This is a genomic window from Marinobacter sp. SS13-12 (assembly GCF_030227115.1).
In the GTDB taxonomy this organism is placed as follows: Bacteria; Pseudomonadota; Gammaproteobacteria; order Pseudomonadales; family Oleiphilaceae; genus Marinobacter.
In genome coordinates, this window is sequence record NZ_JASSUA010000001.1 from 118,807 (window position 1) to 138,079 (window position 19,273).

General features: G+C 58.5%; 20 protein-coding genes. 13 read left to right on the top strand and 7 right to left on the bottom strand.

The window, feature by feature from the left end:
* Window positions 1-35: 35 nt before the first annotated feature.
* The 3 genes from QPL94_RS00610 to QPL94_RS00620 all read left to right on the top strand — a co-directional run bounded on the left by QPL94_RS00610 (window position 36) and on the right by QPL94_RS00620 (window position 3,003).
* Entirely contained in the window at window positions 36-1,277 is a 1,242-nt protein-coding gene (locus QPL94_RS00610) for an HPP family protein (RefSeq protein WP_285354841.1), read from the top strand.
* Between the two features lie 95 nt (window positions 1,278-1,372).
* A complete protein-coding gene (locus QPL94_RS00615; protein WP_285354843.1) occupies window positions 1,373-2,323 on the top strand; it encodes a ribose-phosphate diphosphokinase in 951 nt (316 codons plus the stop codon).
* Window positions 2,324-2,388: 65 nt separating this feature from the next.
* On the top strand, window positions 2,389-3,003 hold the full coding sequence (locus tag QPL94_RS00620; protein ID WP_285354845.1) for a class I SAM-dependent methyltransferase: 615 nt from the start codon (window positions 2,389-2,391) through the stop codon (window positions 3,001-3,003).
* Window positions 3,004-3,029: 26 nt separating this feature from the next.
* Here QPL94_RS00620 and QPL94_RS00625 read toward each other — a convergent pair whose 3' ends face one another.
* A complete protein-coding gene (locus QPL94_RS00625) occupies window positions 3,030-3,338 on the bottom strand; it encodes a lipoprotein (RefSeq protein WP_285354846.1) in 309 nt (102 codons plus the stop codon).
* 133 nt (window positions 3,339-3,471) lie between these two features.
* Between QPL94_RS00625 and QPL94_RS00630 the strand changes: the two genes are divergently transcribed.
* The 5 genes from QPL94_RS00630 (at window position 3,472) to QPL94_RS00650 (ending at window position 8,166) form a co-directional block, all read left to right on the top strand.
* Entirely contained in the window at window positions 3,472-4,560 is a 1,089-nt protein-coding gene (locus tag QPL94_RS00630; protein ID WP_285354848.1) for a TauD/TfdA dioxygenase family protein, read from the top strand.
* A gap of 93 nt (window positions 4,561-4,653) precedes the next feature.
* On the top strand, window positions 4,654-5,136 hold the full coding sequence (locus QPL94_RS00635) for a VOC family protein (protein ID WP_285354849.1): 483 nt from the start codon (window positions 4,654-4,656) through the stop codon (window positions 5,134-5,136).
* 107 nt (window positions 5,137-5,243) lie between these two features.
* Window positions 5,244-6,065 (top strand): YciI family protein, encoded by an 822-nt coding sequence (locus tag QPL94_RS00640; protein ID WP_285354850.1) that lies wholly within the window; start codon window positions 5,244-5,246, stop codon window positions 6,063-6,065.
* Window positions 6,066-6,425: 360 nt separating this feature from the next.
* The gene (locus tag QPL94_RS00645) at window positions 6,426-7,046 is read left to right on the top strand and encodes a DUF5602 domain-containing protein (protein ID WP_285354851.1); all 621 of its coding nucleotides are present in this window, start codon (window positions 6,426-6,428) and stop codon (window positions 7,044-7,046) included.
* 94 nt (window positions 7,047-7,140) lie between these two features.
* Window positions 7,141-8,166, top strand: a complete 1,026-nt coding sequence (locus QPL94_RS00650; RefSeq protein ID WP_285354852.1) for a T6SS phospholipase effector Tle1-like catalytic domain-containing protein — start codon at window positions 7,141-7,143, stop codon at window positions 8,164-8,166.
* A 44-nt stretch (window positions 8,167-8,210) separates the two neighbouring features.
* On the opposite strand, the gene QPL94_RS00655 is transcribed toward QPL94_RS00650, so the two are convergent.
* The 3 genes from QPL94_RS00655 to QPL94_RS00665 are packed head-to-tail and all read right to left on the bottom strand — an operon-like array spanning window position 8,211 to window position 12,678.
* Window positions 8,211-9,869, bottom strand: coding sequence for an acetolactate synthase large subunit (locus QPL94_RS00655; protein WP_285354853.1), 1,659 nt, complete (start codon window positions 9,867-9,869; stop codon window positions 8,211-8,213).
* Window positions 9,870-9,871: 2 nt separating this feature from the next.
* Window positions 9,872-11,059 carry an L-lactate dehydrogenase gene (locus QPL94_RS00660; protein WP_285354854.1) on the bottom strand — a complete coding sequence of 396 codons (1,188 nt, stop codon included), beginning with the start codon at window positions 11,057-11,059 and terminating at the stop codon, window positions 9,872-9,874.
* A 5-nt stretch (window positions 11,060-11,064) separates the two neighbouring features.
* A complete protein-coding gene (locus tag QPL94_RS00665; protein WP_285354855.1) occupies window positions 11,065-12,678 on the bottom strand; it encodes an FAD-binding protein in 1,614 nt (537 codons plus the stop codon).
* Between the two features lie 90 nt (window positions 12,679-12,768).
* Here QPL94_RS00665 and QPL94_RS00670 point away from each other — a divergent pair, with 90 nt between their 5' ends.
* The 5 genes from QPL94_RS00670 (at window position 12,769) to QPL94_RS00690 (ending at window position 17,666) form a co-directional block, all read left to right on the top strand.
* Complete coding sequence (locus tag QPL94_RS00670; RefSeq protein ID WP_285354856.1) at window positions 12,769-13,773, top strand: AraC family transcriptional regulator; 1,005 nt, start codon at window positions 12,769-12,771, stop codon at window positions 13,771-13,773.
* A gap of 90 nt (window positions 13,774-13,863) precedes the next feature.
* Window positions 13,864-14,763: a mechanosensitive ion channel domain-containing protein gene (locus QPL94_RS00675; protein ID WP_285354857.1), complete on the top strand. Its 900-nt coding sequence runs from the start codon at window positions 13,864-13,866 to the stop codon at window positions 14,761-14,763.
* Between the two features lie 127 nt (window positions 14,764-14,890).
* A complete protein-coding gene (locus tag QPL94_RS00680) occupies window positions 14,891-15,325 on the top strand; it encodes a DUF7282 domain-containing protein (protein ID WP_285354858.1) in 435 nt (144 codons plus the stop codon).
* Between the two features lie 77 nt (window positions 15,326-15,402).
* A complete protein-coding gene (locus QPL94_RS00685) occupies window positions 15,403-16,044 on the top strand; it encodes a TetR/AcrR family transcriptional regulator (RefSeq protein WP_285354859.1) in 642 nt (213 codons plus the stop codon).
* The gene (locus QPL94_RS00690) at window positions 16,041-17,666 is read left to right on the top strand and encodes a phytoene desaturase family protein (protein WP_285354860.1); all 1,626 of its coding nucleotides are present in this window, start codon (window positions 16,041-16,043) and stop codon (window positions 17,664-17,666) included. The genes QPL94_RS00685 and QPL94_RS00690 overlap by 4 nt, the downstream gene beginning before the upstream one ends.
* Before the next feature lie 56 nt (window positions 17,667-17,722).
* On the opposite strand, the gene QPL94_RS00695 is transcribed toward QPL94_RS00690, so the two are convergent.
* From QPL94_RS00695 to QPL94_RS21350, 3 genes are read right to left on the bottom strand one after another with little or no spacing between them, the layout of a single operon-like run.
* Entirely contained in the window at window positions 17,723-18,427 is a 705-nt protein-coding gene (locus QPL94_RS00695) for a hypothetical protein (protein WP_285354861.1), read from the bottom strand.
* Window positions 18,424-19,110: a hypothetical protein gene (locus QPL94_RS00700; RefSeq protein WP_285354862.1), complete on the bottom strand. Its 687-nt coding sequence runs from the start codon at window positions 19,108-19,110 to the stop codon at window positions 18,424-18,426. Before QPL94_RS00700 ends, QPL94_RS00695 begins: the two co-directional genes overlap by 4 nt.
* A 16-nt stretch (window positions 19,111-19,126) precedes the next feature.
* A complete protein-coding gene (locus QPL94_RS21350; RefSeq protein WP_502881504.1) occupies window positions 19,127-19,255 on the bottom strand; it encodes a hypothetical protein in 129 nt (42 codons plus the stop codon).
* Window positions 19,256-19,273 lie beyond the last annotated feature (18 nt).

Consider the following 19,273-nt stretch of genomic DNA (forward strand, 5'->3'; position numbering starts at 1 on the left):
GCAGAATCCACCCCGGCTAACACAATTGATCAGCTATGCCAGACAAAACACAAAATCGGGCGGGCGGATGGTCCTTCCTCCTCAGGTTTGAGCAGTTCATCGGCATCGGCCCCCATGGCCGGCAGTCGCTCTCCGCTACCCCGCTGGCGGAGCGGCTCAAGATTGGCATAGCTGCCTCCATTGCCATTCTCGCCGTTATCCTGATCAGCCAGCAGTTTTCGTCCACACCCCACTGGCCGGTGCTGGTTGCCTCTATGGGCGCCTCGGCGATTCTATTGTTCGCCCTGTCTAACAGCCCGCTGGCCCAGCCCTGGTGCTTTGTTGGGGGTCACCTTGTGCCCGCCACCATCGGCGTGGTCTGTGCACAGTGGGTACCGGATCTTGCGTTGGCGGCGGCTGCCACGGTGGGCGTGAGCCTGTTTGTCATGTACATATTCGAATGCGTGCATCCTCCTGGCGGGGCTGCGGCTCTGGTGCCTGTTATCGCTGCCAGCGACCAGCCGTTGGGCTATGACTTCGTGCTCTACCCTGTCGGCCTGAACGTGCTGGCCATGCTGGGGATCGCCATTGCGCTCAACCGCTACTGGCTTCGGAAACCGTACCCCGCGCGACCTGTAACGGAACACGACCCTGTGCACAGGCATAACGACCTGAGCCCGATGAAGCGCCTGGGCATTCGGCCTGACGACCTGCACCAGGCACTGGGCGAGTTTTCCTCCTTTCTGGATGTCAACGAACAGGACCTGAACCAGCTGTACAGCATGGCTCAGAACATTGCTTACAAACGCCGGATGGGGGAAGTGACCTGTGCAGACATCATGTCCAGCGACCTGATCACCATCGAATACGGCACAGGACTGGAAGAGGCCTGGGGGTTGTTACGCTATCACAAGGTCAAGATTCTTCCTGTGGTGGACAGGGCCCACCGGATTATCGGCGTGGTTTCACTGGTGGATTTCCTGCAGCGGGCCAACCTCAATACCTATCGGACCTTCGCAGAAGACGTCCAGGCGTTTCTCCGTAAAACTTCACCTTTTACCCGCTCGGACAAGCCGGAGGTGGTTGGCCAGATCATGGCAACAGGCGTATTCGCCGCCCGCGATACCGACCACATCGCCGCCCTGGTACCACTGCTGTCTGACAGGGGACTTCATCATATTCCTGTTATTAATCATGAACGGCGACTTGTCGGTATGGTGACTCAGTCCGACCTGATTGCAGCCCTATACAACCATGACCTTAGCCGCCCTGCTTACGGCGCTACGTCCCCGGTATAAGCCAAGCGCCTGACTCAATGCTTGTCAGCAACCCGTCGCCATGCTTCACTTTGCGGGTTGAACAGGTAACGAACAAACACCATCAAGGAAATGCCATGAGCAGTGAGCCGGTTCTGTTTGCCCTGGAAGGTAGCCAGGCATTTGGTCATGCCGTTGCCTCACAGCTCGGGGTTAATCTGGCCGACATTGAAGATCGCGCCTTTGACGATGGCGAACACAAGTCCCGGCCCCTGGAAAGTATGCGGGGCCGGGACGTTTACGTTCTCCACACCCTGTTTGGCGAGGAAAGCTTGAGCGTTAACGACAAGTTGCTGCGCCTGCTGTTTTTCATCGCCACCATCAAAGATGCCGGAGCGAAACGCGTCACTGCACTGGTGCCGTACCTGGCCTATGCCCGCAAGGACCGTCGTTCCAAGAGTCAGGACCCGGTCACCACACGCTACGTGGCGCAACTGTTCGAAGCCATGGGCGTGGACTGCGTGGTGGCACTGGAAGTCCACAACCAGGGCGCATTCGATAACGCCTTCCGCTGCCGGACGGTGCACCTGGAAGCCCGCAGCCTGTTCGTCAACGCCATCATGGACCGTATCGGTAACGAGGATGTCGTTATTGTGTCCCCGGACGCCGGTGGCACCAAACGCGTGGACCGGTTCCGGGATGCCTGGGCCGATACCACTGGCGAACAGCCACCCACCGCCTTCCTGGAAAAGCGGCGGAGCGAAGGCAAAATCACCGGCGATGCCGTGGTCGGGGACATGACAGGCAAGGTTGCTATCATCGTCGACGATATGGTTGCCAGCGGCACCACCCTGCTGCGCGCCGCCGAGGCCTGCAAGAACAAGGGCGCCACCAAAGTGTTCGGGGTCATCACCCATGCCCTGTTCGGCCCGGGTTCGGACCAACTTTACCGCGCGGGAGCTATGGATCAGCTTTACATTACAGACAGCGTGACACCGCAGCAGGCACCAGAGGAACAGGGACAGGTCACCACTATAGCGGTGGCCGGGCTGTTTGCGCAGGCGGTTCGGGAGCTGCATACGGACTGAGTGTGCTAAACAGGTAGCCAACATGCCCCCACATAACGTTCTCATCCACGAGGAGCGCCCGCCAGGTGAAGGAGTCAAAAGCATTCTGGGACAAGACCGCACGCCGCTACGCCAAAAGCCCGGTGCGGGATGTGGACACCTATCAGAAAAAACTGGCCATTACCCAGGGGTATTTCCGGCAGGACTGGTCAGTACTGGAATTCGGCTGTGGCACCGGCAGCACCGCCCTTGCTCATGCGCCCTACGTGAACGAGATTCTCGCTACCGATATATCCGGCAAGATGCTGGATATCGCCGCGCAGAAGGCCCGCGATGCCGGCATTGAGAATGTACGCTTTCAGCAGGGAACGCTGGAGAGTCTGGAGCTGGAGCCGGAAAACTTTGATGCCGTGCTGGGGCTTAACATCCTGCATCTGCTGGAAAACGCAGAAGTGGCAGTTTCCCGCGTTTACGAGGTGCTGAGACCGGGCGGCATTTTTGTTTCCAGTACTGCGCTGGTGGCCGACATGCTGGTTCTCTGGCGGCTGCTGATTCCGGCCATGCAGATGGTGGGGCTGGCTCCGTTTGTGAATCGCTTTACCCGGGAGACACTGGTATCGATGCTGACCAACGCCGGCTTCAGCATCGAATACGAGTGGCAGCCAAACAAGGCATCGGTGTTTCTCGTTGCCCGGAAGTGACCCCGGCAACGGTCAACCCGGTTGCTTCACTGCACCGGCTGGCAACCGCGTACCGCAAGCGCTAGATCGGTGGTCGCTTTGATCTGATCGTAATACCTGGCAGCGGTTTGTACGCCCATATCAGCGTAGCTGCCAGCGGTGGGGCTGATCAGCTGGGCCAGCTGAGTCCAGGCCTCGGCAGATTGACGGTCCTGTTGATAGGCGGAAAAAGCCTGATAGATATTGCTGCAGGTAACGCCTTCGCCGCTAGTGGCAGCTGACGAGACGTGGGACGAAGTCTGACAGCCGGTCAATGCAGCCACTGCCAGAAAAAACATAAGACTTTTCAGTTTCACAGATTGGATCTCCCAGGATTCAATGGCGTTTGTTACAGACGCGAGGCCGGCATGTTGTAACACATCCCGCCTCGAAGCGAGGAAAATAAAACGATTCCTGTTACGGTGAGCTTTGGCTCACGAGGATTTTTTTATGACCGAAGTACCTCAAGAACAATCCGGAACATTCGGCAGCACCCTGCCGACAATACCTCCACTGGACCCTGGCCGTGTCTCGCTGATTGAGAGGGAGGGGTTGTCGGTCAAACAGCTGGAGCCTCTTGGTGTTGAGATATACGGTGCTGATGTTCGTTCCAGACTCCCCGAGCCTGTCATCGAGGCTTTGGAGGTGGAAATGGCGAATCGGGGCTTCATCGTCTTTAAACACCAGACTGGTCTATCCGCTGATGAACTGGTTGAGGCGAGCAAATGGTGGGGCGCTCACCAGATTCATTCTACCCATGGCGTCCACCCTGCAACGCCCGGAGGGAACCGGCATATCTTCCGCTGCTCCAATGACAGCCGCCAGGGAATCCTTGGTGTTGGCCCTCAATGGCACAACGATGGCAGTTTTGAAGCAGCTACGTTTTCCCATTCAGCGTACTACATGGCGCGAGCGCCTGAACAAGGGGGTGGTACGCATTTCGCTCATCAGGGCGCGGCTTTTGACGCACTGCCAGAGGAAAAACAGGAATTCTGGGAACGCCTTGTCTCCGTAAACTCCGCTTCCAGCGTGACTCATCCGGTCGTACACATGCACCCTGTTTCCGGACGAAAAAGTGTATGGCTTCACCTGGGGATGACCGGTGCCGTTATCGAGAGGTTGCCGGAAGATGATTTATCGATCGATAAACTGAAGAAAGAACCAGCAACCGCGGATAAATTTCGTTTGCTGACAGAAGATGAAATGAAGCAGCTTTTCAATGACTATAACGATCTCATGAATGACTCCTTCGAGAAGGGATACGGGATACGTTATCACTATGACACTGGCGACTTACTCTACATCGATAACTGGGCAGTCGCTCACAGGGCAGCGCCCGAAGCGCATATGCCGGCTGAAAAACAGGGATTGAGGATCATGGATCGTGTCACTATCAAGTCGAAACAGGACCTGGCTCCTCACTTCGGGTTACCCCAGTATATTAATATTAACGGCCCTCATCCCTTCAATAAGGATGGCGTCTGGCTAGCCGGTGGCGTGGGATTTCGGTGGAAAGATGACATCCGTATGCAGAACTGATCTGTTATGCAAACCTGGATTTTTCCTCGCACTGTCGATTTCCACTTCCGATGCACGACTTACCGGTGAAGACAATCACTGGAGAACAACAGGATGAGACACCCAAAGAATACCATTTGCCTTTGGTACAACGGCGACGCCGAAGAGGCGGCGCGTTTTTACGCGGAGACCTTCCCCGACTCTTCTGTCGATGCTGTTCATTACGCCCCGGGCGACTATCCCTCGGGGGTACAGGGGGATGTACTGACAGTGGAGTTCACGGTTCTGGGTATTCCCTGCCTCGGGCTTAATGGCGGCCCCGCTTTCACGCACAGCGAAGCCTTCTCGTTTCAGGTTGCCACCGTCGATCAGGCGGAAACCGACCGTTACTGGAATGCGATTGTAGACAACGATGGCGAAGAGAGTGCGTGCGGCTGGTGCCGGGACAAGTGGGGCCTGTCCTGGCAAATTACGCCGCTGGCTTTGACAGAAGCGATAACCGACCCCGACCGTGCGGCCGCCAAGCGGGCGTTCGAGGCGATGATGCAGATGGGAAAGATCGATATTGCGGCCATTGAAGCGGCACGCCGGGGATGACGTCGCAAAAACTGTTGCCCGGATAAATATTCCAGACCCTGTCGATTTCCATCGGACTTGCGCGACTTACCAGTGAAGACAAACAACAATCACTGGAGAACGACATTATGAAATACATGTTGATGCGCAAGGCCGACTCAGACACCGAGAAAGGTGTGTTACCCAACGAAGACATCCTGCAGGCCATGGCGGACTTCAATGAACGTATGACTCAGGCCGGGGTTTTCATCGATGGTGATGGCTTGCGACCAACCAGCGAAGGCTGCCGTATTCAGTTCCGCAATGGCGAGCCCACTGTGCTGCAGGGGCCATTCGAGCACACCAGCGAGCTGCTGGCTGGCTACAGCGTGCTGGAAGTGGATTCGCTGGAAGACGCCATCGCATGGGCAAAACAGTGGCCCCGGGAAGATGCCGGCGGCAATGTCACCCTGGAGCTGCGCCGGTATTTCACGCTTGAGGACTTCGAGCCCGGCGCTGCGCTTGAAAAACACCGCGCTCACGGAAAGCTGCCCCGTGAGATGAACGTGCACGTGGCATTTGGCGGTAACTGTCGGGAAGCCATGGAGTTCTATGCGGAGGTGACCGCAGGCACTCTGGAAGCCATGATTACCTATGGGGAAACACCTGCAGCAGAGGATGTACCGGCAGAGATGCATGATCGCATTGTCCACTCCTCTCTCAACATCCGGGGCCGCCGGCTGATGGGAGCCGATATGGCTGGCGACTGCTATCAACCACCCCAGGGTGCCCAGGTTCATCTTGACTACGCGGACACTGAGCAGTCGGAGCGGGTTTTCCATGCACTGTCCGAAGAGGGCACAGTGATCATGCCGTTTGAACAGACCTTCTGGGCACACCGTTTCGGAATGGTGCAGGACCGCTTCGGGGTTCAGTGGATGATCAGCGCCGACCTCGAGCAATGCCAGTAAGTGTGCAGGAGATGACCATGCGTTTTCCGTGATGCTTGCCAAGTTCCTTGCGATCATCCTGCACCAGACTCCGAAACGCCTGCCATATAACCGGAGAGTCTCAGGGCTCTCCGGTTGATGCAAAACTAAAGCTCTTCCTACCTCTGAGTCTGGTGATATATTGATCAAACCCCACCAACGTCATTGAGGAGTGCGCACATGAGAGCTGCTCTTTGTCTATCTCGCCCTATCCGTTCCATTTGTTCTTTGGCACTTTTGAGCGTTACCAGCCTGGCCTTCGCGGCCGACCCATCGGTTTTCACCGGAACGCCCGTAGCGGTGGGGAATGGCAACGCGCGAGTGATGGTAATAACCAATGGGATGAACGAACCTGACTCCGTGTCTGTGGTTATGAGCAAGGATGCGCTCCAGGGCCTTCCGGAAGCTAATGGCGACAAGATGGTCTGGGAGTTTACGTTGCCCATGCCGGGTGACGGCCCGCAGACGGGATATGATCACGTCGTTCTTGACTGGAATCCTGCCGGACACATTCCTGAGGGTGTCTACTCTGTTCCCCATTTTGATGTGCATTTTTATCTGATCAGCCATGGAGAGCGTGAGGCAATTACCTTCCATGGCGAAGGCCGTGAAATGGCCATGGCGGCACCAGACCAACAACTCGTGCCCACCGGCTATGTCATCCCGCCCGATGCGGCGGTGGACAGGATGGGAATGCACGGCCTTGATCCGGCCGGGAGTGAATTCCATGGCAAACCCTTCAGCCACAATTTCATTTACGGCTATTACAAGGGCGAGCTGATATTTGTTGAGCCAATGGTGTCCCTGGCTTTCCTGCAGTCACTTCCGGAGATAGCGTCACCGGTCAAGAAACCGCAGAGATATAGCTACCCGGCATGGTACCCGGCGACTTACCGAGTCGGGTTTGATGCCGGCAAAGGCGAGTACACCATCGTGCTCCAGGGCCTGAAGAGATACGACTGATTTCCTGAATACTGGCCAGGTCGTGTTTCATTCGCAAACCGTGGGATTGTCTATAGTGGTAGTAAGGGAATCTTACTGACGGGAGGTCAACGCCATGAAACGCATCGCGATCTGCTTTGATGGCACCTGGAACCGGCCAGAAGTAAACATTGGCGAGGAATTCCCCACCAACGTGCTGCAGTTCGCCCGCGCCATTCGTCCATCGGATGGCAGCGGCGTCGAACAGGTTGTTTTTTATGACTGGGGTATTGGCTCCTATCACGATGAGATCCTGGCCGGCGCCACCGGTCACGGTCTCGAAAAGAACGTGATGGACGGCTACCGCTTTCTGGTCCACAACTACGAACCCGGCGACAACATCTTCCTGTTCGGCTTCAGCCGTGGTGCCTACACAGCCCGCAGCCTGTGCGGCATGATCAACAACTGCAGTATTCTGCGAAAAGAAAACGCCTACCTGATCCAGAACGCGTTCAGGCTCTACAAAACCAAGAAGCACAAGGCCAACAGCGACCACGCCATGAAGTGGAAGCAGCGGTTCGCCGTTGAAGAACGCACCCCGATCGAGTTCGTGGGCGTGTGGGACACCGTCGGCGCCCTGGGCCTGCCCTTTACCTTCTTCGGCCTGATCAAAGACCAGGACCTGTTTTACGACCGGGAGATTGGCAGCAACATCAGGACAGCACGGCACGCCCTGTCCCTGGACGAACACCGGGAGGATTTCGAGCCGACTCTCTGGGAACCCCGCGCCGGAACGGACATCGAGCAGGTCTGGTTCGCGGGTGCCCATTCCGATGTCGGCGGCGGCTATGGCCCGGACAAACAGGGCCGCATTCTGGCCGACATTCCCTTGCTATGGATGGCCAATGAAGCGAAAAAACAAAAGCTGGTGTTCAACGATACCCTGCCAACCACTACCCACACCACCGCCGAGCAGCACAACGAATACAAGGGCAAATACCGGTTACTGGGGAAACTGGTGCGGGAGATCCCCCCACTGAACGAGATCCGAACCTGGGTGCATGCCAGCGTAAGAGCGCGATACAACAGCGGATACCAGAGTGAGCCAATCGAGCGGTTTGCGGAGCGCAACGGGGAATGGCCGCCCATCTGGCCTGACTGATTTCGGGCCAGATGGGCGGCTGTCGGGCAGCCGGGTCCCCGCTGTTATGGCGCCAGCTTTCGCTTCAACGCCCTGGTAACTGACAGTGGCAGGCTCGGCAGCGCGCGCAGCATCCACGGCAGTATCCGGCGCTTCACGCCGCTCAATGACTCCGGAATCATCACTTCGATCAGGTGTGGCCCCGGCATGCTCAGGGCATACTCCATGGCTTTTGCCATGTCTTCGGCGGTATCGACTCTCACTCCGTGCACACCCATGCCCTGGGCCATTTCGGCGAAGTTGAGCACCGGGCCGCGCAGATCCAGTTGTGACTTGGCCTTGGCGCCCGCCTGTTCGGCCCCGACCCGATCCAGCTCGATGCTCAGCACCGAGTAGGACGCGTTGTTGAAGATGACGGTGGTGACGTTGAGATGCTCACGGGCCATGGTCCACAGGGCCTGGATGGTGTACATCGCGGTGCCGTCGCCGATCAGCGCCAGTACGGGCCGGTCGGGGCAGGCAACGGCGGCACCGACGGCATTGGGCAGGCCCTGGCCGATGGCACCACCGGTGAGGGTGATGAGATCGTGCCGCGGCGCTCCTTCGGTCATGACCGATAGCATAAGGCTGGAGGTAATGCCTTCGTCCACAATGATGGCGTTGTCGGGCATCAGGTGGCCCACCGCTTTGCAGACCTTTTCTGCGGTGAGTTTCCCTCTTGGCCGGTCGGGTCTTTTTGCCGGTTGCAGCCTGGGTTCAGCCTGGCTGGCGCCGAGGGCTTCATTGAGTCTGTTCAGGCTCCCGGTTATGTCCTGATCCGGCGCCGCCAGGGTGTGGACCTCGCAGGTATCGGGTACCAGGTAGCTTTGTTTGCCGGGGTAAGCGAAGAAGGAAACGGGTGCCTTGGCGTCTACCAGGATGAGGTGTTCAATGTCCGTCAGTTGCACCGTGGCCAGTTCTGCCAGGTACGCCAGGCGCTCTACCGGCGGCAGGCCCGCGCCCCTTTCCATACGCGTCGGGAAGGTTTCTGCCATCAATATCACCCCGCTGTGGGCGGCAAGCTTCGCTGCAGCCAGCAGGCTGGGTTCCCGTAATGAATGCCCCCCCATCAGCAGGGCGGTTTTCTTGCCGGAGCGAATGGCTGAGGCGATGGCCTCAACCGTGGCATCGTCCGCTGGCGTTGGCGTGGGCGGTACCACAGGTGCGCTGGGCACGCCTCCCTCACCCCAGGACACGTCCGCCGGCAGAATCAGCGTTGCGACCTGGCCGGGTGCGCTGCGGGCGGCCGCTATGGCCTCGGCGGCGTCCTGGCAGAGCGTTTCTGTGCTCCTGGCGGTGCGCACAAAACCCGGGGATACGTTGCGGGCGACGGTTTCGATATCAGACTGCAGCTGGGCATCGTATTTCACGTGGTAGGTGGCGTGGTCACCGACAATATTCACTACCGGCACCTTGCCCTTACGGGCGTTGTGCAGGTTGGCCAGCCCGTTGCCCAGCCCACAACCCAGGTGCAGCAACGTGGCTGCAGGCTTGTCTGCCATGCGAGCATAACCATCCGCTGCGCCGGTAGCCACGCCCTCGAACAGAGCCAGCACTGCTCGCATAAGGGGTTCGTCGTCCAGGGCTGCCACGAAATGCATTTCACTGGTACCGGGGTTGCTGAAGCAGACTTCGACACCGGCATCCACCAGTGTTTTCATCAGAGCTTGTGCGCCGTTAGTCATTGTCATTCTCCAGCCTTCGGGAGTTCAGGTTTATGGGGCCTGTCCAGATGGTCAGTGCCAATATTGGCAATGCGGGTAACGCCTGTCAGGGTCATGGCCAGCCGCAATTCCTGCTGCCAGCTTTTCAGTAGTCTGGTCAGCCCGGCCTCACCACCGCCGGCCAGTGCATACGCCCAGGGGCGGCCGATCATCACGCCCTGGGCGCCCAGGGCCAGGGCACGAAACACATCGGTACCGCTGCGAACGCCGCCATCCACGAGGATTTCGGTCTGTGAACCGACGGCGTTAACAATATCCGGCAGCTTGCCAGCGCCCGAGGCAACACCGTCCAGCTGTCGGCCGCCGTGGTTGGACACGACAATTCCATCCGCCCCCACCTGCACTGCCTGGCGGGCGTCTTCCTCATCAAGGATGCCTTTGAGCAGCAACTTGCCCTGCCAGTGCTGCCGTATCCATTCAATGTCTGCCCAGGTGACGGTGGGATCGAACTGGGTATCGATCCAGTCTTTGAAGGCATCGAGATTGCTTGCATCCGGCAGGGCATCACTGAGGTTGCCAAAGCTGAGAGGGCCACCGCGCACGGCGACGTTCCATAACCAGCCCGGACGTGACAGCAGTTGCTGGATTTTCAGTAGCTTGGAGCGCGGGCCGGTGCTGGCCAGGCCATTGCGAAAATCGCGATGGCGCATACCCGGCAGTGGCAGGTCGACGGTAAACACCAGCGTGCGGCATCCGGCTGACCAGGCTTTCTCCAGCAATGCTTCTACGCGGGCCCGGTCACGAATCATGTAGAGCTGGAACCAGGCGGCCTCCGTCGCGGCAGCCTGTACTTCTTCCACCGGACAGATGCCCACGGTGGACAGGGTGAAGGGGATGCCGGCGGCGTTGGCGGCGCGTACCGCCTGAACTTCGCCACGCTGTGCCATCATGCCTGCCAGCCCCAGGGGTGCCAGCACCACCGGCATGGAGCAGGCCTGCCCTGCCAGGGTGGCCGTCGTATCCACTTGATCAACGTTGACCAGAACCCGCTGGCGCAGGTGGATGTTGGCCCAGTCGGCTTCGTTGGCACGGACGGTTTGCTCGTTGGTCGCGCCGCCGTCCAGGTAATCAAACAGGAACCCGGGCAGGCGGGCGCGGGCCTTTTCACGGTAGTCGTCAGCGGTGGCCGGGTAGCCAAACTTCGGGGTCATGGGCGTCAGCCTCCTGCAACAATGGATCGCACCGCTGCCCGGGCGGTCATGATGCAGCCGGGCAGGAAGGTGCCTTCGAGGGAACGTTTGCCGTTGGCGCCACCGCCACCAAAACCGGCGGCTTCTCCCACGCAGTACAGGCCCTCCACGGGAACACCACCGGCATCGAGCACGCGGCTTTGCAGGTCGGTTTGCAGGCCGCCCAGGCTTTTTCGGGTGATCAGCTGCATGCGGATGGCAATGTAGGGCCCGGCGCCGGGCTTCTGCAGGGGCGCCGGTTTGCAGGTGCGCAGACGGTCCGGCTTCCATTCCCGGGCGTGCTGGATCAGACGGATCTGGGGGTCGTTGTGCAGTTGGGTGCCCGCGGCAAAGTTGGCATCGAACGCATCCGCGGTGGCCTGGAGTGTGGCGGGCTCAATGTCATGGGAACAGGTCAGCGCGTTCATCTTGCCGGCCAGGTCATTCAGGCTGTCTGCCACCAGGAAGTCGCGGCTTTCCCGCTGCATCTGGCGAACCAGCGGATGGTTGCCCAGCAGCAGCTCTTTCACAAACAGGGGGAACTGTTTGTCCCGTATGCGGGCATTGTGCTCGGCGCCGGAGATGGCAAATTCTTTGGCGGCGATGCGCCAGTTAAGCAGGTGCCAGGTCCAGGGTTTTTCCTGTTCGGCGACGCGCTGGCACAACCAGTGAGTGTCAAACCCCGTCACCAGGGGCTCCGGGCCGATGCGTTCGCCCCGGTGATTCAGCCACAGGGCGGATTTGCAGGGAATGGTAGACAGACCGTGGCCGGGAAAGTGCGGGTAAGGATGCGGGAAGCCGGCCGCGTAGTTCCACATTTCCCCGGCGTGGGTGATCCGGCCACCGAGGCTGTCTGCAACCCAGTGGTGCATGCGGCCATCCGCGTAGGGATGTGCGCCGTTCAGCATGCTGGCTGGCAGGGCGCGGTTGCCAGGCCAGTTCGCACGGCATTCTTCATGGCTGCCATTGATACCGCCAGTGGCCAGTACCACCGCAGACGCCGTCAGCCGGACTTCCACGCTGTTGGCCTCGTTGATCGCCAGGGCGCCGCAGACTTTGCCGCCTTCATGGTCCAGTGCGACTATCCGATGCTGATGCAGAACAGTGAGCTTGCCGGCGCCGTTTTCACGATGCAGTGCTTCCAGCAGGCAACGCACCAGCTCCCGGGCGGTGCCCCAGATGACATGGTAGCGGGGCACACGGTTGCCATCGCCGAAGCGGCCACGCTCCACCCAGTTGACCGCCGGCAGAAATTTGATGCCTTCGTCGCTAAGCCAGTCATAAACCTCCGTGCGGGAGTGCTCGACGTAGTAGCGGGCCCATCGCAGCGGCCACTCATCACCGGAAGCCAGCTCACCGAAGCTGAGCCAGTCGGCAAGGGCAATCTCCGGTGAATCGGTGATCTTCATGCGCTTCTGAAGGGGGGTGTCCACCAGCATCATGCCGCCAAAGGCCCAGAGTGCCAGGCCGCCCATACGCTCAGCGGTATCCCGGTCCGCCAGGGTGACCGTCTTTCCGGCACGCAGGGCTTCGAGTGCCGTAACAATACCTGCCAGCCCTCCGCCAACCACCAGAACATCTGAATCAATCACCTTGACCATAGTGCACATCCGACCTGATTGAGCTCTGTTGTCAGTTTCCAAGATATACCGGTACCATGGTTTAAAAATTGACTTCAGAGGCCACAAAAATTGACTTTAGAGGCCACCGTTTCCCTGGGCTGGGTGAATACCGTCATTGCTGCGGCACAACGACTCTCCGTGGACGCAGACACCCTGCTGGCCACGGCCGGTATTCCGGCTGCTGCCCAGGAGCATGAACGTTGGCCCATTGATGACATCACACGGCTCTGGCATGCGGCGGAGCGTTGCACCGGTGACCCCGGCTTTGGCCTGAAGGTGGGCGCGGAATTCACCCCGATGAGTATCAGTGGTGTGGGGTTTGCCCTGCAGTCCGCGGCAACCCTGCGTGAGGCGGTGGTGATGGTTCAGCGTTTCCAGCGGCTGATCTCTGATGGCGGGCGGTTCCAGATTCTTGCCGGCGATTCAGCCACATGGCTGGTTTATCATCCACGGCAGGGGAAGCTGGCATTCAGCCCTCACCAGATTGAAGCGGTTCTGGCGGCGGTAGTGGGCTTCGCCAGTTGGGTAACGGGAACCCGAATGGAGCCGATGCGGGTGCAGTTCAGCCAGCCCCGGCTGGGGCCGCTGCAGGGGTACCAGGCGGCATTCCGTTGCGCGGTGGAATTCGAGCAGGCCTTCAGCGGTGTGCTGGTGGACAACGCCGTTCTGGATCAGCCCCTGCCCCAGGCAGATCCTCAACTGGCGCAGGTGCACAAACGCTACACAAAGGCCCGGCTGGCCGCCCTTTCCATGAACAGTGCATCCGTTCCGGAAATACGCCGATGGCTCGCTTCCCGGCTTGGCCCGGTTCTGCCGCGGCGGGCCGAAGCTGCGGAGGCACTGGGAATCAGTGAGCGCACGTTGGCACGAAAGCTCCGGGACCAGGGTCATACGTTCGATGGCTTGCTGGACGACGTACGCCGGGAAAAGGCGCTTCAGGCGGTGGCTGATACTGCAGCTACCCTACCCGAGATCGCGGAGTCACTGGGGTTCGCGGAGGTGAGCACGTTCTATCGTGCCTTCAGGCGCTGGACGGGCTTTCCGCCGGTGCGCTGGCGCAAGCAGCAAAGCTGATTCTTTCGCGAGAGCAGCCTTTGCGGCTTGTTACATCCCGGTTTTCCCTCGACAATACACTGTCACACTTACCTGTCACGGAACTGAAACATGCTAGAGAGCCTGGCCATGGTACCTGAAAGTTTTACGCTGCCGGACTCCATGTTGAGGCTGCTGATCAGTACGGGGCTACTGATTCTGGCCATCATCATCCTGCGGACTCTGACTGCGCGCTTTATACGGCGAAACGTGACGTCTTCGGAGTTGCGGGGCCGGTTGCTGGTGAACTTCCGCAACGGCTTCCTGCTATTGGGGATACTGGGCCTGGCGTTGATCTGGGGTGACCAGATCCGTTCCCTGGCACTGTCTATCGTTGCCATTGCCGTTGCCTTTGTGGTCGCCACCAAGGAACTGATCCTGTGTGTATCCGGTGCAATCCTGAAAAGCGGCGCCGGCTCTTTCAATCTGGGAGACCGCATACAGGTGAAGGATTTCCGCGGTGATGTCATCGACCAGACCCTCCTGGCGACCACCATCCTTGAGGTTGGCCCCGGCAAGACGGGTCACCAGCGCACCGGGCGGATGATCGTGGTTCCCAACGCCCTGTTCGTGTCTGAACCGGTCATCAATGAGAGTTTTACTGACCATTGGGACTTCCATGTTTTCACGGTGCCTTTCAAACGGGAAGACGACTGGCATGCCGCCCAGAAAGCCCTGCTGGATGCCGCCAATCGCCATTGCGAGCCCTATCTTGAGGCGGTTCGCAAGCACATGAACAAGGTCGGCGTTTTGCGAGGCCTGGAAGTCCCCTCGGTAGACCCGCGGGTGACCATCCAGGCGCCGGTGGCCAGCGAAATCCACCTCACCGTGCGGCTGCCCGCCAAATCCGGACAGCGCAGTTACATCGAGCAATCCATCCTGTCAGAAGTCTTTGCCGACACCGATTTCTCCAGCAAGAAGCCACGCCCCTCTGATGACGAAAAAGAGGAGAAAAACAAACAGGACGACTAGGAGACGACGGACTTTTCGGAAATAGTTGCCCGTGCCTGCAACTTTGTGATCGCTCAGCCCGTAGTTGCTTGTAGCCCATCTGAATACAACCGAACGGATGGGAACTACAGACTGCAAGGAGAAGGCAATGAACAAGCACACAAAGATCGCAGCATTTCTGACCGCCACCCTGGTTTCCACCGCTTTGACTTCCGGCGTTGCACTGGCGGGCAACCATTCCAAAGTCGGCGTATGGGGCGACGATCAATCCGTCTCTGAGGGTACCGTGACTGCAAAGAAAGTCATGGCCGAAAAGAACGGCTGGCTGGTGGTGCACCGCACTGACGAAGCCATGAAGCCTGGCCCGGTAGTTGGCCACGCGCCGTTGAAAAAGGGCAAGAATATGGATGTGGCAGCCATACTCACCGAAGAAGTCGCCTCCGGTGACAGGCTGATGCTCATGCTGCACAGCGAAGACGGTGGCATGAAGACGGGCATCTTCGAATACACACTGGGAGCGAAAGAAGACGGCCCAATCCGTAAAGATGGAAAGCTGGTCATGGCTACGGTTACAGCCGAGTAACCGCTCAAATAATTCATTTGACAACCCTCCCTCTCTCGTGATGTTATCACCGGTAACAATGTTACTGGTGATAACTTATGCCTGACACTCCAACCGCACTGAAAGCCAGCTACCACCATGGTGACCTGCCACAACAGGCGCATCAGCTAGCTCTGGAAACACTTCGCGAACACGGCGACTCCGCCATCAGCCTGCGCGCCCTGGCCAAACAGATCGGGGTCAGTGCCCCGGCGTTATACCGGCACTTTATCGACCGGGAAAGCCTGCTGGCAGAACTGGCCGTTACCGGCTTTGAAGCCCTGCAAAAGCGCCTGCTGGCAGTGGATCAATCGAGCCCCAGGCTGGCGTTGGTAGATATTGGCCTGGTGTACGTATCTTTTGCACAGGACGAGCCCAATCTTTACCGGCTGATGTTTGGCGGGCGGGTGTTGCCCAAGGGTGTTCACCCGCGCCTGGACTCGGCGGGCAAGAGCGCGTTCCAGGTGCTGGAAGACACCATTGCCCGGGCCCAGCAGGCGGGGTACGTAAAGCCCATTCCCCTTTCACTGATGACCGCTGCCGCCTGGTCGCTGGTGCATGGGCTTTCGCAACTGACCATTGATGGCCATCTACCCAGTGCCAAAGTGGAACCCCACCTGGCGGAAGGCGTTGTCACTCTGCTTCTGGACGGCTCGCGCGCGAACAATAATGATCAACCTCACAAGGACACCACCTCATGAGCAGCCCCAAACCCAGCACCATTCGTATCGGCCATCGTTACCGCGCCAATCGCCTGAACGGCCCCTACGACGCCATTGTTATAGGCTCCGGCATCGGCGGGCTGACCACCGCCGCCTGCATGAGCAAACTGGGCAAGAAAGTCGTGGTGTTCGAGCAGCATTACACCGCCGGCGGATTCACCCACAGTTACGACCGCAACGGCTACGAGTGGGATGTGGGCGTGCACTACATCGGCGACGTGGGCGCAGACCACACGCTGACCAAGCGCCTGTTCGACCATATTACTGATGGTCAACTGAAGTGGGCGCCGATGGACAGCCACTTCGACCGCATCTTCATCGGCGACCGCCATGTGGACCTGGTAGCCGGGCCGGACAACTTCAAGGCCGAACTGAAGAAGGCCTTCCCTGGTGAAGAAAAAGCCATCGACACTTACCTGGGTTACCTGAAGCAGGTGGCCAAAGCCATGCCGGGGCTGGTGATTGGCAAAGTGCTGCCCGACCTGGCCGCCAGCCCCCTGCGCAAGCTGGTCAACCGCACGGCACCTTCATTCCTGAACCGGCCCACCCGTGAAGTACTGGAAGGTCTGACCAGCAACCAGGAGCTGATTGCCGTGCTCACCGGTCAATGGGGCGACAACGGTCTGCCACCCGCGGAATCCAGCTTCATCATCCATGCGCTGATTGCACGCCATTATCTCTACGGTGGCTACTACCCCATCGGCGGCGCGTCGGAAATGGCCAGGACGATCATCCCGGTCATCCAGCAGAGCGGCGGTGAGGTGTTCACCTACGCCGATGTGAAGGAAATCCTGATCGAAAAGGGCAAGGCGGTTGGTGTGCGCATGGCGGATGGTGAAGAGGTCCGCGCCCCGCTGGTGATCAGCAACGCCGGCGTGTTCAACACCTTCGACACGCTACTGCCTGAATCCGCACCCCACCGGGACTATTACCAGCAGAAGCTGAAAACCGTGGAACGCTCCATGGCCAGCAACTGCCTGTACATTGGTCTGCAGGACACTGCCGAGAACCTGAAGCTACCGAAAACCAACTACTGGATCTACCCCGGCGCCGATTATGAAAAGCAGGTGAGCGATTTCATGGCTGCACCCGACGACACCGATATTCCGCTGACGTACATCTCTTTTCCTTCCGCCAAGGACCCGAGCTTTGCCGAACGCTACCCCGGCCGCGCCACCATCGAGATTGTCGCTCCCGGGCCCTACGACTGGTACGAAGACTGGGCCGACAAAACCTGGGGCAAGCGCGGCGAAGAGTACGAAGCCAAGAAGGAAGCCTACGCCCAGCGCCTGTTGGCCAAGCTGTACGAGAAGTTCCCGCACCTGGAAGGCAAGGTGGACTACTACGAGCTGTCCACGCCCCTGTCCACCGACTACTTCTGCCGCTACAGCAAGGGCGAGATCTACGGCCTGAACCACACCCCGAGCCGATTCGAACAGGATTGGCTGAAGCCCAAAACCCGCATCCCCGGCCTCTACCTCACCGGCCAGGATGTGATGACCTGCGGCGTGGCCGGAGCCATGATTGGCGGGCTACTGGCGACAGTTGCGGTTAGTGGCCTCAAGGGGTTGCCGTTGGCGAAGAAGATGTTTGTGGGTTAGTTAATACCAATCTACCGTGCAGCCCTCATCCACAGAGGTGATGGGCTGAAGGGTAACTATCCCGTTACTTTTTCCAGTCGCTCAAATAGATATTGCTCGCTTGGGACATCGCCCCGGACAGTTGACTGCACAAGCCATTCGAATTCGGGAGCTGCTAATAAATCCCTCAACTCCCCTGCGACAAACTCAACAATATCGGGCTCCCCCCGAAGGATCTCATCAACCAACTCCTCTCGCCCGAAAAACAGGAGCAGCATATCCTCCAGATCGTGGCTAGCGCTGATATCTCCTTTTCCACGCCCGAGAAACGCTTCCAGCTTCGTTGCGACAAAGCTCAATGGACTCACGATTCTTATATCAAACCGTTGATCTCCCAGCGTTACTTCGTGCCAGTTAGCAGTTTTGAGTGCGTGGCCATACCAACGGTTGGTATGCCCAAGAATGCCAGGATCGTCTGGCATGAAATCGACCCGTAATTCATCCAGAAAAAGAGCACAGGTTGGCGCATCCATATCCATCCTTTCAGTAAACCCCCGCTGCCGTAGTTTATCTTTGAAGACACTCCAACTGTGCGGTCCTATAACATCGACGATCAGGTCAACGTCCTTGGTGTGCCGCACATCTTCCTGTGTGGCCTCATCGGTTAACAGGAAAGTTGTGGTGCACCCTCCGACAAAGACTACCTCCTGCAAAAGGTCAGCACCCAGCTTGCTGGCTACCCAGGCCAACATCTCCCGAGTCTTTTCATACCCAGTCGTCATAAATCTTTTGTTTCCCTTCGTAGTTGCTCGGCCGCCAGAGTGGTTTCACGAACGCTGCCAATGCGTATTGCATCAGTCAGCGCGAGAAGGCCATATAGAAAGGGATCCCGGCGCACGGCATGGGGGACGCTCTTGTAGAGAGGCTCAACGGCCTGGCCTTTGGTTTTTCCATATGGATCGGGCCACACTGGCACCAACTCGCCGGGAGAACTTAATTCTGAAGCGAGGATTGGCGCAGAAAATGCTGTGGGTATGCCCCTGGTAACGGTACCCATCTGTGCAGGGAAGACGTAGCGAACAGCATGAACAATTAGCTCAACCAGAGCTTTCGTATTCGCTTTCGGCATCCCTGTCTTTCGGTCTGATCTGACCAACCCTACCTGCTTCATACGCTTAATGGAGTTGTTCACCTCCGTCTTCCCAATACCTGTTGATGAAGCAAGCGAACGCACGGAGTACCGTTGGGCCGTCAACTCAGGACTGACATCAATAGCATTCAAATCTGTATCAAGCGACACACCCAGATCACCTTCAAGCAACATATAGTCTTCTTCAATACTGTCCCAGCCTTCCCAGGAAGACTTGAGATATTCTTGCCTGGGAGGAACCAAGGACCGAAATTGCTGCTCATCCTTACTCAGACTTACCAGCTTCAGCAGAATTAGTAGATCTTGACTTTTCAACGCCGACCTCGCTTATTTATGTCCACCGTCCATCGTCCATCGTCCATCGTCCATCGTCCATCGTCCATCGTCCATCGTCCATCGTCCATCGTCCATCGTCCACTGTCCGCGGACTACGGACACATTCTCTTAAAAAACTGTCCATTGTCAACTCCTGACTAGC

What these genes read in the sequence shown, in the direction of transcription:
- QPL94_RS00610 (WP_285354841.1), top strand. Translation starts at nt 36, where the DNA reads ATGCCAGACAAAACACAAAATCGGGCGGGCGGATGGTCCTTCCTCCTC.
- QPL94_RS00615 (WP_285354843.1), top strand. Translation starts at nt 1,373, where the DNA reads ATGAGCAGTGAGCCGGTTCTGTTTGCCCTGGAAGGTAGCCAGGCATTT.
- QPL94_RS00630 (WP_285354848.1), top strand. Translation starts at nt 3,472, where the DNA reads ATGACCGAAGTACCTCAAGAACAATCCGGAACATTCGGCAGCACCCTG.
- QPL94_RS00635 (WP_285354849.1), top strand. Translation starts at nt 4,654, where the DNA reads ATGAGACACCCAAAGAATACCATTTGCCTTTGGTACAACGGCGACGCC.
- QPL94_RS00640 (WP_285354850.1), top strand. Translation starts at nt 5,244, where the DNA reads ATGAAATACATGTTGATGCGCAAGGCCGACTCAGACACCGAGAAAGGT.
- QPL94_RS00645 (WP_285354851.1), top strand. Translation starts at nt 6,426, where the DNA reads ATGAACGAACCTGACTCCGTGTCTGTGGTTATGAGCAAGGATGCGCTC.
- QPL94_RS00650 (WP_285354852.1), top strand. Translation starts at nt 7,141, where the DNA reads ATGAAACGCATCGCGATCTGCTTTGATGGCACCTGGAACCGGCCAGAA.
- QPL94_RS00655 (WP_285354853.1), bottom strand. Translation starts at nt 9,869, where the DNA reads ATGACTAACGGCGCACAAGCTCTGATGAAAACACTGGTGGATGCCGGT.
- QPL94_RS00660 (WP_285354854.1), bottom strand. Translation starts at nt 11,059, where the DNA reads ATGACCCCGAAGTTTGGCTACCCGGCCACCGCTGACGACTACCGTGAA.
- QPL94_RS00665 (WP_285354855.1), bottom strand. Translation starts at nt 12,678, where the DNA reads ATGGTCAAGGTGATTGATTCAGATGTTCTGGTGGTTGGCGGAGGGCTG.
- QPL94_RS00675 (WP_285354857.1), top strand. Translation starts at nt 13,864, where the DNA reads ATGCTAGAGAGCCTGGCCATGGTACCTGAAAGTTTTACGCTGCCGGAC.
- QPL94_RS00680 (WP_285354858.1), top strand. Translation starts at nt 14,891, where the DNA reads ATGAACAAGCACACAAAGATCGCAGCATTTCTGACCGCCACCCTGGTT.
- QPL94_RS00685 (WP_285354859.1), top strand. Translation starts at nt 15,403, where the DNA reads ATGCCTGACACTCCAACCGCACTGAAAGCCAGCTACCACCATGGTGAC.
- QPL94_RS00690 (WP_285354860.1), top strand. Translation starts at nt 16,041, where the DNA reads ATGAGCAGCCCCAAACCCAGCACCATTCGTATCGGCCATCGTTACCGC.
- QPL94_RS00695 (WP_285354861.1), bottom strand. Translation starts at nt 18,427, where the DNA reads ATGACGACTGGGTATGAAAAGACTCGGGAGATGTTGGCCTGGGTAGCC.
- QPL94_RS21350 (WP_502881504.1), bottom strand. Translation starts at nt 19,255, where the DNA reads ATGGACAGTTTTTTAAGAGAATGTGTCCGTAGTCCGCGGACAGTGGAC.